An 11,265-nucleotide genomic window follows, 5' to 3' on the forward strand; every position below is an offset into this window, starting at 1 on the left:
CGAAAGTGGGACGGTCCGTACGCGCCGACCCGAACCCTCACCCTGAAGTTTAGGGTGAGGAGTGTGTCTGTTCCTTGGACTCTTCCGAACAGGACACTAAGTCGACAAGTAGCGCGTGTTCAACGAACACGCCGAACCTCCCGTTTTTCTTTTCACCCTATGTGATCACCCGTATCGCTGGCCAACCAGGGTGCGTCGCTGCTCGGTCCGACGTCAACTCCCGGACACCGAGGGGGCGGTGGGGACGCTCACGTCAAAGTGGCTCGCCTTCGGCGAGGCCTTCAGGAGTGCGGTCAGCGCTCGGCCTTTCGCCTCACCCAGTTCGCCGCTCCCCCAGACCACGGTCCGGCCGCCGGTCAGCTCCAGCACGACCGAATCGTACGACCCGACCTTGACCTGCACGGTCTCCTTGGCGACGGCCTGCGGGAGGCCGCCGGCGACGCCGACGGCCTCGTGCAGCAGCCGCTCCTCGTCGAAGCGGCGGCCGCTCGGCGACTGCGCGGCGTTCAATTCGAGGACCGCGACGCCCGCGGGTGCTTTCGCGACAGTGTCGAATCGCACACCCGAAGCGTCCACTTCCACGAAGTTGGCGTCCTTTCTGATGAGCAGGACGGGTTTGCGTTCCGTCACTTTCAGACCGATTCCGTGCGGCCAGGCCCGCACCACATCGACCGAATCGATGCGGGGCAGGCGGCCGCGGAGCCGGCTCGCGATCTCGTCGGTGTCCACGGACACCAAGGGCGCGCCGACGGGCACGGCGGCGGCCGCCAGCACCTGTTGCGAGGTGAGGACCCCGGTGCCGCTCGTGGTCACCTTCTCGATCCGCAGCCAGGAGGAGCCGTAGAGCACCCAGGTGCAGCCGGCGGCCAGCAGCAGCGCGGCGGCGAGAGCGACCACCAGGACGGGGCCCCGGCGCAGGCCCTTCAGGGAAGGGCCCTGCCCGCCGGGGCCTCGCGGGCCGGATCTCCTGGACGGCTTCGGGGGCTTGGGCGGCCGGGCGGAGCCGGGTCCCTTGCGGGCAGCCCCCGAGTTGCCGCGTTCCTCGGTCGTCGCTCCGGCCACTCCTGTGCCTCCTGCGTCCGTGCCTTCCCGCCTCAGCGGTTCCTTTGGGCGGCAATCGCCTCGTACACCATCGCGACCAGCAGCTCGTCGGCGTCCCGGCGCCCGAACTCACCGGCGGCGCGGGACATCTCGTACAGGCGGTGCGGGTCGGCGAGCACCGGGAGGACCTGGCTGAGCACCCACTGGGGCGTCAGTTCCGCGTCGTCCACGAGCAGGCCACCGCCGGCCTTGACCACCGGCTGGGCGTTGAGCCGCTGTTCGCCGTTGCCGATCGGCAGCGGGACGTAGGCGGCGGGGAGCCCGACGGCGGAGAGTTCGGCGACGGTCATCGCACCCGCGCGGCACAGCATCATGTCGGCGGCGGCGTACGCGAGATCCATCCGGTCCACGTACGGTACCGGCACATACGGCGGCATCCCGGGCATGTTGTCGACACGCGGCAGTTCGTTCTTCGGCCCGACCGCGTGCAGGATCTGGATCCCGGAGCGCTGGAGCGTCGGCGCGACCTGCTGGATCACCTCGTTGAGGCGGCGGGCGCCCTGCGAGCCGCCGGAGACCAGCAGGGTCGGCAGGTTGGGGTCCAGGCCGAAGGCGGCACGCGCCTCCGGGCGGACCGCGGCCCGGTCGAGGGTGGAGATGGAGCGCCGCAGCGGGATGCCCACGTAGCGGGCGCCGCGCAGCTTGCTGTCGGGCGTGGAGACCGCGACGGCGTGCGCGTACCGGGAGCCGATCTTGTTGGCCAGTCCGGGCCGGGCGTTGGCCTCGTGGACGATGATCGGCACCCCGAGCCGCTTGGCGGCGAGGTAGCCGGGCAGGGCCACGTAGCCGCCGAAGCCCACGACGCAGTCGGCCTTGGTGCGCAGGAGGATCTCCTCCGCGGCCTTGATCGTGCCGCGCAGCCGTCCGGGGACGGTGATCAGCTCTGGGGTTGGCTTGCGGGGCAGCGGTACGGCGGGGATCAGTCCCAGCTCGTAGCCGCGCTCCGGCACCAGGCGGGTTTCGAGTCCGCGTTCCGTGCCGAGGGCGGTGATGCCCACGGAAGGGTCCTGCCTGCGCAGGGCGTCCGCGAGGGCGAGCGCCGGCTCGATGTGGCCGGCGGTCCCCCCACCGGCTAGTACGACATGCACCGAAATTCACCGCTCTCCGGACGGACGCTTCTTGACGCGCCGTCTCATCGACTTCCATCTCTGCCCGGCCCGCAGCCGCCCGTTCTTCGGCCGCCGCATCGCGAGCGCCGCGCGCGCGGCGGGCTCCTCCCGCGCGAAGGCGATGAGCAGTCCGACCGCGAACATGGTCGGCAGCAGGGCTGACCCTCCGTAGGAGAACAGCGGGAGCGGGACCCCGGCGATCGGCAGCAGACCGAGCACCGCACCGATGTTGATCACGGCTTGCGCCGTGATCCAGGTGGTCACGCCTCCCGCGGCATACCGTACGAAGGGGTCCTCCGTGCGTCCGGCCACGCGGATACCCGCATAGCCTAGGGCCGCGAACAGGGCGAGCACCGACAGCGTCCCCGCCAGACCCAGTTCCTCGCCGGTGATGGCGAAGATGAAGTCGGTGTGGGCCTCTGGCAGTTGCCCCCATTTTTCCACACTGGCACCCAACCCGGAACCGAACCATCCGCCGGAAGCCAGCGCATAGATTCCGTGCACGGCCTGCCAGCACAGATCGTTCCTGCCCGGTTCCGTCGCACCGATGCACGCGAGCCGGTCCATACGGTGCGGGCTGGTCTTGATGAGCAGCGCGACGATCGCACCCGCGAAGGCCAGCACCCCCACGAACATCCGCGTGGGCGCCCCGGCCAGCCACAACAGGCCGAACAGGATGGCTCCGAGGATCATCGCGGTGCCCATGTCCCCGCCGAGCATGATGAGCCCGAGCAGTGCGAAGGCGACCGGGACCAGCGGTACCAGCAGGTGCTTCCACTGGCTCAGCAGCCCCTTGTCGCCCTTGCGTGCCAGCAGGTCGGCGCCCCACAGGATCAGGGCCAGTTTGCCGAATTCACTGGGCTGGAGCATGAACGGACCGCCAAGGGAGATCCAATTCTGGTTGCCGTTGATCGCCACCCCTATCCCGGGGACCTGGACCAGGACCATCAGGAAGACCGTGCCGGCGAGCACGGGATAGGACAGGGCCCGGTGGAGTTTGACGGGCATCCGGGAGGCGCCCAGCAGCAGTCCGGTGCCGATCAGGGCGGCGAGGAACTGCTTCTTGAAGAAGTACGCGTCTCCCAGGCCGAGCTGGAGCGCCTTGATCATGGAGGCGGAGTAGACCATCACCAGGCCGAGCACGGTGATGAGCAGCGAACTGCCGAAAATCAGGTAATACGCAGTGAGCGGCCGGTCCCAGGCCCGGCGCAACTGCTGTTGCGTACGCCGCAGCCCGTCCAGGGGGCCCCGCCCGGCGGGCCGCTTCCCGCCGCCCGCGAGGCGTTTGCGGCCCTGCGGTCTGACGGTCTTCACGGCGGACGGCCGCCGTCCCGGCAGCACTTGCTTGGCCGGCATCTCTGTCATCCCCTCCACTCGTACGCGGCGAGCAGCCGGCCGGCCGGAGGGAACCCGCCCTGGATCGACCGGACCTAGGCGCTCTCGGCAGCCAGTTCGCGCACCGCGTCGGCGAACGCGTCCCCACGCTTGTTGTAGTTCGCGAACATGTCCATCGAGGCACAGGCAGGTGCCAGCAGAACCGTGTCGCCGGGCTCGGCGAGCCGGGCCGCTTCCCGGACCGCTGCGAGCATCGCCCCAGTGTCGGTCCGCTCGAGGTCCACGACCGGGACCTGCGGGGCGTGTCGCGCCAGCGCCTCGGCGATCAGCGCCCGGTCGGCGCCGATCAGCACCACGCCGCGCATCCGCTTCGCGGACTTGCGGACGAGTTCGTCGAAGGTCGCGCCCTTGGCGAGGCCGCCGGCGATCCAGACGACCGGCTCGAAGGCCGCGAGGGAGGCCTCGGCCGCGTGGGTGTTGGTGGCCTTGGAGTCGTCGATGTACGTGACCCCGGCCACCTCGTCCACGTGCGCGACCCGGTGCGCGTCGGGGCGGAAGTCGCGCAGCCCGTCACGGACCGCGCGCGGCTCCACGCCGAAGGCGCGGGCGAGCGCCGCGGCGGCGAGCGCGTTGGCGATGTTGTGCGGGGCGGGCGGGTTGACGTCCTCGACGTGCGCGAGCTCCTGGGCGTTCTTCTGCCGGTTCTCCACGAAGGCCCGGTCGACGAGGATGCCGTCGACCACGCCGAGCATGGAGGGGCCGGGGGCGCCGAGGGTGAAGCCGATGGCCCGGCAGCCCTCTTCGACGTCGGCCCGCACGACCAGGTCCTCGGTGGCCCGGTCGGCCACGTTGTAGACGCAGGCGACCTGGTTGCCCTCGTAGATCCGGCCCTTGTCGGCGGCGTACGCCTCCATGGAGCCGTGCCAGTCGAGGTGGTCCGGGGCGAGGTTCAGGACGGCCGCGGAGTGGGCCCGTACCGAGGGCGCCCAGTGCAGTTGGTAGCTGGAGAGCTCGACGGCGAGGACGTCGTAGGTCTCCTCGCCGGTCACCACGTCGATGATCGGCGTGCCGATGTTCCCGACGGCCGCGGTCCGCAGGCCGGCGGCCTTGAGGATCGAGGCGAGCATCTGGGTGGTGGTGGTCTTGCCGTTGGTCCCGGTGATGGCGAGCCAGGGGGCCGCGTCGGGGCCCCGCAGCAGCCAGGCGATCTCGACGTCGCCCACGACGTCCACACCCGCCGCGGCGGCGGCTTCGAACAGCGGGCTGTCGGGCTTCCAGCCCGGCGAGGTGACCACCAGGTCCGTGCCCTCGGGGAGCAGCTCGCCCGCCGGGGCGCCGTCGTCCGGGCGGCCGAGGCGGACCTCGATGCCCTGCCCCGCGAGCTCGGCGGCCCGCGCGCGGTGCGCGTCGCCGTCCCCGCTGTCGACGACGGTCACCCTGGCGCCGAGGCCGGCCAGGGCGCGGGCGGCACTGATGCCGCTCACGCCGAGGCCGGCGACGGTGATGTTCTTGCCGTGCCAGGAGGTCACTTGTCGGCTGCCCATCCCGCGTAGAAGAGACCGAGACCCACGATCACGCACATGCCCTGGATGATCCAGAAGCGGACCACGACAAGGACCTCGGACCACCCCTTGAGTTCGAAGTGGTGCTGGAGCGGAGCCATCCGGAAAACGCGCTTCCCGGTCAGCTTGAAGGAGCCGACCTGGATGACCACCGACATCGTGATGAGGACGAACAGGCCGCCGAGGAGCGCCATCAGGAACTCCGTGCGGGAGCAGATCGCGAGGCCGGCGAGCGCGCCGCCGAGGGCCAGCGAACCGGTGTCACCCATGAAGATCTTGGCGGGCGAGGTGTTCCACCACAGGAAGCCGAAGCAGGCGCCCATCAGGGCGGAGGCGACGACCGCGAGGTCCAGCGGATCGCGCACCTCGAAACAGGCGGCCGGGTTGGTCAGGGTCTGCGCGTTGACGCAGGACTCCTGGTACTGCCAGACGCCGATGAAGGTGTAGGCGCCGAAGACCATCACGGCGGCGCCGGTGGCCAGGCCGTCCAGACCGTCGGTCAGGTTCACGCCGTTGGACATGGCCAGGATCATGAACAGCGCCCAGACCACGAACAGCACCGGGCCGATCTGCCAGCCGAAGTCCGTGACGAACGACAGCTTGGTGGAGGCCGGGGTCAGCCCGCGCGCGTCCGAGAACTGGAGCGCGAGCACCGCGAAGGCGATGCCGACGATCAGCTGGCCGGCCATCTTCGCCTTGGCCCGCAGACCGAGCGAGCGCTGCTTGACGATCTTGATGTAGTCGTCGAGGAACCCGACCAGGCCCATGCCCGCCATCAGGAACAGGACGAGCAGACCCGAGAACGTCGGCTCACTGGAGGTGATGACCTTAGTCAGGACGTACGCGACGAGCGTCGCCAGGATGAAGGAGATGCCGCCCATGGTGGGCGTGCCCTTCTTCCCGGCGTGGCCGCGGGGGCCGTCGTCGCGGATGAACTGGCCGTAGCCCTTGCGGGCCAGACCCTTGATCAGCAGCGGGGTGCCGATGAGCGTGAGGAAGAGTCCGATGACTCCCGCGAACAGAATCTGCCTCATCGGCCGGCGACCTCGCCCTCGCGCTCCAGCAACGCCAGCGCGACCCGCTCCAGGCCGATCGACCTGGAAGCCTTCACCAGCACGACGTCACCCGGGCGCAGTTCACTGCGCAACAGGTCGACCGCCGCCTGCGCGTCGGACACGAGCACCGACTCCTCACCCCACGAACCCTCGTTATATGCGCCCAGTTGCAGCCAGGACGCTTCCCTGCCCCCGACTGCGACGAGCTTGCTCACGTTGAGCCGGACGGCAAGCCGTCCCACCGCGTCGTGCTCGGCCAACGATGCGTCACCGAGCTCGGCCATCGGGCCGAGCACCGCCCACGTACGTCCCCCCTTCGCCCTGGCGGAGCCGCCCATCGCGGCAAGTGCGCGCAGAGCGGCCCGCATGGACTCGGGATTCGCGTTGTAGGCGTCGTTGACGATCGTCACGCCGTCCGCCCGCTCGGTGACCTCCATCCGCCACCGGGACAAGGTGCCCGCCCCGGAGAGCGCGGTGGCGATCTCGTCGACGGACATGCCCAACACGTGGGCGACGGCGGCCGCGGCGAGCGCGTTCGACACGTGGTGCTCACCGTACAGGCGCAAGGTCACATCACTGCACCCGGTCGGTGTGTGGAGTGTGAAGGAGGGCTGCCCCCCGGGTGTCATCCGCACCTCGGTGGCCCGCACTTCGGCGTCCTCGGCCTCCCCGAAGAGGACCGTACGGGCCTTCGTGCGGGCGGTCATCGCGCGCACCAGGGGGTCGTCGGCGTTCAGTACGGCGATTCCGCCGTCCGCCTCGGCCGGCAGGGCCTCCACCAGCTCCCCCTTGGCCTGCGCGATCTGCTCGCGGCCGCCGAACTCGCCGATGTGGGCGGTCCCGACGTTCAGGACGAGGCCGATCCGCGGCGGGGTCAGGCCGGTGAGGTAGTCGATGTGGCCGATCCCGCGGGCGCCCATCTCCAGCACCAGGTGCCGGGTCCGCTCGGTGGCGCGCAGGGCGGTGAGCGGCAGGCCGATCTCGTTGTTGAGGGAGCCGGGCGTCCACACGGTGGGCGCGTGGGCCTGGAGCACCTGGGCGATGAGGTCCTTGGTGGAGGTCTTCCCGGCGGAGCCGGTCAGGGCCACCACGTCGGTGCCCAGCCGCTCGACGACGGCCCGGGCGAGGGCGCCGAGGGCCTTCTCCACGTCGGGGACGACGATGGCGGGCACGCCGACGGGCCGGGTCGCGAGTACCGCCGCGGCTCCGGCGCCGACCGCGCGCTCGGCATAGTCGTGGCCGTCGACGTGTTCACCCGCGAACGCGGCGAACAGACTGCCGGACTCCACCTGGCGGGAGTCGATGACGACGGGCCCGGTGATGCGGACGGACGGATCCGGTATGTCGTGGGGCCGCCCGCCGGTGATGTCGGCGATCTCGGCGAGGGAAAGGGCGATCACTGGTTCACCTCGGCCTGTCGGTGGCTGTGCTGCGCCGTCTCGATCGCGGCGCGCAGTACGGCGCGGTCGTCGAAGGGACGTACGACGCCCGCGGTGTCCTGGCCCTGCTCGTGGCCCTTGCCCGCCACCAGCACGGTGTCGCCGGGCTCGGCGCGCGCGACGGCGGCGGCGATGGCCGCGGCCCGGTCGGCGTCGACGAGGACGGTGCCCCGCTCGGCGGGCGGCACGGACACGGCGCCTTCGAACATCGAGGCGAGGATCGCGAGGGGGTCCTCGGAGCGCGGGTTGTCGGAGGTCAGGACGGCCGTGTCGGCGAACCGGGCGGCCGCCGCACCCATCGGGGCGCGCTTGGTGGTGTCGCGGTCGCCGCCGCAGCCGAGCACGACGTGCAGCTTTCCGGTGGTGACCTCGCGCAGTGCGCGGAGCACCGATTCCACGGCGTCCGTCTTGTGCGCGTAGTCGACGACCGCCAGGTACGGCTGGCCCGCGTCCACCCGCTCCAGGCGGCCCGGGACCCCGGGGACCGCGGCGACGCCGTCGGCGGCGGTCTGCGGGTCGAGGCCGGCGGCGGCGAGGGTGACGATCGCGGCGACGGTGTTGGCGATGTTGAACGGGCCGGGCAGCGGGGCGGTGGCCCGTACGCGCTGTCCGTCCGGCCCGACCAGGGTCAGGGTGGAGTCCATGTGTCCGCAGACCACGTCCTCGGCCCGCCAGTCGGCGGCCGGGTCGCCGGTGGCGGAGAAGGTGACCATCGGGATCGCCGACTCCTTGGCGAGGCGGCGGCCGTACTCGTCGTCGACGTTGACCACGCCGAGGCGGGCGCGGCGCTCGGTGAAGAGCTGCGCCTTGGCCTGGAAGTAGTCCTCCATGTCGGAGTGGAACTCCATGTGTTCCGGGCTCAGGTTGTTGAAGACGGCGACGTCGAAGACGCAGCCGTCGACCCGGCCGAGCACCAGCGCGTGGCTGGAGACCTCCATGGCGACGGCCTCGACCCCGCGTTCGCGCATGACGGCGAAGAGGGCCTGGAGGTCGGTGGCCTCGGGGGTGGTGCGCTCGGACTTGATGCGCTCGTCCGCGATGCGCATCTCGACGGTGCCGATGAGTCCGGTCTTGCGTCCGGCTCCGCGCAGTCCGCCTTCGACGAGGTAGGCGGTGGTGGTCTTGCCGGAGGTGCCGGTGATGCCGATCCGCAGGAGGCCCTCACCCGGCCGGCCGTAGATCGTGGCGGCCAGTTCGCCCATCCGGCCGCGCGGGTCGGTGACCGCGAGGACCGGCAGTCCGGTCGCGGCGGCGCGTTCGGCGCCCGCCGGATCGGTCAGCACGGCCGCGGCGCCGAGGGCGGCCGCCTGGGTGGCGAAGTCCGCGCCGTGCAACCGGGCACCGGGCAGGGCCGCGTACAGGTCACCGGGGCGCACGGCACGGGAGTCGTGCGTGATGCCGGTGATCTGCGGCTGTGGTGCGCCCGGGGCTCCGATGTCCAGCAGGGTGGCCAGCTCGCCCAGTGGGATCGGGCGGACGGACGCGGGCCTGGGCGCTCCCGGCGGCGCTGCCGGGGCGTCATTCTGGGCGGTTCTGGGCTGATCAGCGTGGGGCACGGCGGTGAGCGTACCGGGCTCGGCGGGGCGGTCGCGAAGTGAGGGCCCCGCCGCGGAGCCGGGGGCCGGGCGGTTCCCGGGTTTCGGGGTGATCGTTGTCACTGATGGTGCCTCACGCTTTTCTGGCGGCCGGCCGGGCGGGACGGTCACCGGCCGGGCTGCGGGTTGGGCTGCGCATTGGGCTGGGTACCGGCCTGCGGCCCCGGTTCGTAGGTGACCGGGAGTCCGGCGGGGGCGGTGCCGGTGGGGGCGACCTGAAGGGTCTTGAGGGCGAACTCCATGACCTTCTTGTAGATGGGCCCGCAGATCTGGCCGCCGAAGTAGCTGCCCTTCGTCGGGTTCTGGATGGCGCAGTAGACGGTGATGCGGGGGTTGTCGGCGGGTGCGAAGCCGGCGAAGGAGGCGGTGTAGCCCTTGTAGCGGCCGGTGGCCGGGTCCACCCGGTTGGAAGTGCCGGTCTTGCCGCCGACCCGGTAGCCGGGGATGCGGGCCTTGGTGCCGGTGCCGTCCTGGTCGTCGACCACCGATTCGAGCATGTGCGCGAGGGATGTGGCGGTCTCCGGGCTGATCACGGGGGTCCGCGCGGGAGCGGGGGCGGCGGTGAAGCGGCCGTCGGGGCCCTTGGTGCCACGGACCAGCGTCGGCTCGATCCGGACCCCGCCGTTGGCGATGGTCGAGTACACGGAGGCCGCCTGCATGGCGTTGAGGGACAGGCCCTGGCCGAAGGGGATCGTGAACTGCTGGGAGGTGGACCAGGCCTCGGGCTTGGCGAGGATGCCCCGGGACTCGCCGGGGTAGTCCAGGCCGGTGGGCCGGCCGATGCCGAACTTGGTCAGGTAGGAGTACAGGACCTTGTTGGCCTCGGACTGGGTGGCACCGAGCTGGCCGGTGGCCAGGATGGTGCCGATGTTGGAGGACTTGGCGAGGACCCCGTTGAGGGTCAGGTACCAGGTCGGGTGGTCGATGTCGTCCTTGAAGAGGCGGTCGCCGCGGTGCAGCCGGTTGGGGACCTCGACGTGGGTCTCGGGGGTGGCCTTCTTCTCCTCCAGTACGGCGGCCATCGACATCACCTTGGCGGTGGAGCCGGGCTCGTACACGTCTTGGAGCGCCGCGTTGCCCATGGCGGCGGAGCTGGCCTTGGTCAGGTCGTTGGGGTCGAAGCCGGGGGCGTTGGCCATGGCGAGGACCTCGCCGGTGCGGGTGTCCTGGACGACGACGTAGCCGCGGTCGGCCTCCGACTTGGCGACCTGCTCGGTGATGGCGCTCTGCGCGGCCCACTGGATGTCGCGGTCGATGGTCAGCTCGATGTCGTCGCCGGGTACGGCGGGCTTCTCGCTGGAGCCCGCGGTGGGCACTCGGCGGCCGCCGGACTGGGCGTAGGTGAGCTCGCCGTCCTTGCCGGACAGCTTCTTGTCGAGGGAGGACTCCAGGCCGCCGCCGCCCTTGCCCTCGGCATTGACGTAGCCCAGTATCCCGGCGGCGAGGTCCCCGCCCGGGTACACGCGCTTGCTGCTGTCCTCCTTGAACACGCCGGCGAGGACGTTGGCGCCGGGGCCGTTGTTCCTGCGGTCGGCGGCGGCCTTGTCGGCGAAGACCCGCTGGAGGTCCTTGATCTGGTTCCAGACCTGCGGGGTCTGGCGGCGGGCCAGGATGACGTAGCGGGTGTTCTTGGTCCTGAGGCGCTCGGTGAGCTCCCTGGCGTCCTTGCCGAGGATCGGGGCGAGGAGGGCCGCGGCCTGTTCGGGGGCGTCGGGGGCCTTGCTGTCCTGCGGCGTGAACATCTTGGGGTCGGCCGTGATGTCGTACGCGTCCACGCTGGTGGCCAGGGCCACGCCCTTGCGGTCGGTGATCTCCCCGCGCTCCGCGGCCAGGGTGTAGCTGGCGAAACGGTTCTCGGAGGCCTTGGCGGAGTAGGCGGAGGCGTCGACGGCCTGGACCTGCAGGAGCCGTACGACGAAGGCGAGCATGACCAGCGTCAGCCCGACGCTGACCAGGCGCAGCCGGGGCTTGGGCTTGCCGAGGCCGGCGCAGCGCTCGTGCAGGATCTCCAGGAGCCGGCGGCGGCCGAGGGCGGCGAAGCCGTGGCCGCCGGAGGTGTGGGTCCGGCC

General features: G+C 71.2%; 7 protein-coding genes and 1 pseudogene. All 8 read right to left on the reverse strand.

Annotated features, from left to right (window positions below; all coding sequences use genetic code 11):
- Nucleotides 1–213: 213 nt before the first annotated feature.
- Entirely contained in the window at nt 214–1,062 is an 849-nt protein-coding gene (locus ACFWBF_RS23745; protein WP_385605322.1) for a cell division protein FtsQ/DivIB, read from the reverse strand.
- A gap of 32 nt (nt 1,063–1,094) precedes the next feature.
- Nucleotides 1,095–2,189, reverse strand: coding sequence for an undecaprenyldiphospho-muramoylpentapeptide beta-N-acetylglucosaminyltransferase (gene murG / locus ACFWBF_RS23750; RefSeq protein ID WP_385222973.1), 1,095 nt, complete (start codon nt 2,187–2,189; stop codon nt 1,095–1,097).
- 6 nt (nt 2,190–2,195) lie between these two features.
- Nucleotides 2,196–3,566 carry a putative lipid II flippase FtsW gene (gene ftsW, locus ACFWBF_RS23755; RefSeq protein ID WP_385605345.1) on the reverse strand — a complete coding sequence of 457 codons (1,371 nt, stop codon included), beginning with the start codon at nt 3,564–3,566 and terminating at the stop codon, nt 2,196–2,198.
- Between the two features lie 74 nt (nt 3,567–3,640).
- A complete protein-coding gene (gene murD / locus ACFWBF_RS23760; RefSeq protein ID WP_385605325.1) occupies nt 3,641–5,089 on the reverse strand; it encodes a UDP-N-acetylmuramoyl-L-alanine--D-glutamate ligase in 1,449 nt (482 codons plus the stop codon).
- Nucleotides 5,071–6,141, reverse strand: coding sequence for a phospho-N-acetylmuramoyl-pentapeptide-transferase (gene mraY / locus ACFWBF_RS23765; protein ID WP_385605328.1), 1,071 nt, complete (start codon nt 6,139–6,141; stop codon nt 5,071–5,073). Before mraY ends, murD begins: the two co-directional genes overlap by 19 nt.
- A complete protein-coding gene (gene murF, locus ACFWBF_RS23770) occupies nt 6,138–7,562 on the reverse strand; it encodes a UDP-N-acetylmuramoyl-tripeptide--D-alanyl-D-alanine ligase (RefSeq protein WP_385605331.1) in 1,425 nt (474 codons plus the stop codon). Before murF ends, mraY begins: the two co-directional genes overlap by 4 nt.
- Nucleotides 7,559–9,259 (reverse strand): UDP-N-acetylmuramoyl-L-alanyl-D-glutamate--2,6-diaminopimelate ligase, encoded by a 1,701-nt coding sequence (locus ACFWBF_RS23775; protein ID WP_385605334.1) that lies wholly within the window; start codon nt 9,257–9,259, stop codon nt 7,559–7,561. The genes murF and ACFWBF_RS23775 overlap by 4 nt, the downstream gene beginning before the upstream one ends.
- 44 nt (nt 9,260–9,303) lie before the next feature.
- A pseudogene (locus tag ACFWBF_RS23780) lies at nt 9,304–11,265 on the reverse strand (peptidoglycan D,D-transpeptidase FtsI family protein); the annotation flags it as partial.

The sequence above is a fragment of the Streptomyces sp. NPDC060028 genome, assembly GCF_042736725.1.
In the GTDB taxonomy this organism is placed as follows: Bacteria; Actinomycetota; Actinomycetes; order Streptomycetales; family Streptomycetaceae; genus Streptomyces.

Excerpts from the sequence above, each read along its gene's own strand:
- ftsW (WP_385605345.1), bottom strand. The coding sequence starts at position 3,566 with ATGCCGGCCAAGCAAGTGCTGCCGGGACGGCGGCCGTCCGCCGTGAAG.
- mraY (WP_385605328.1), bottom strand. The coding sequence starts at position 6,141 with ATGAGGCAGATTCTGTTCGCGGGAGTCATCGGACTCTTCCTCACGCTC.
- murD (WP_385605325.1), bottom strand. The coding sequence starts at position 5,089 with ATGGGCAGCCGACAAGTGACCTCCTGGCACGGCAAGAACATCACCGTC.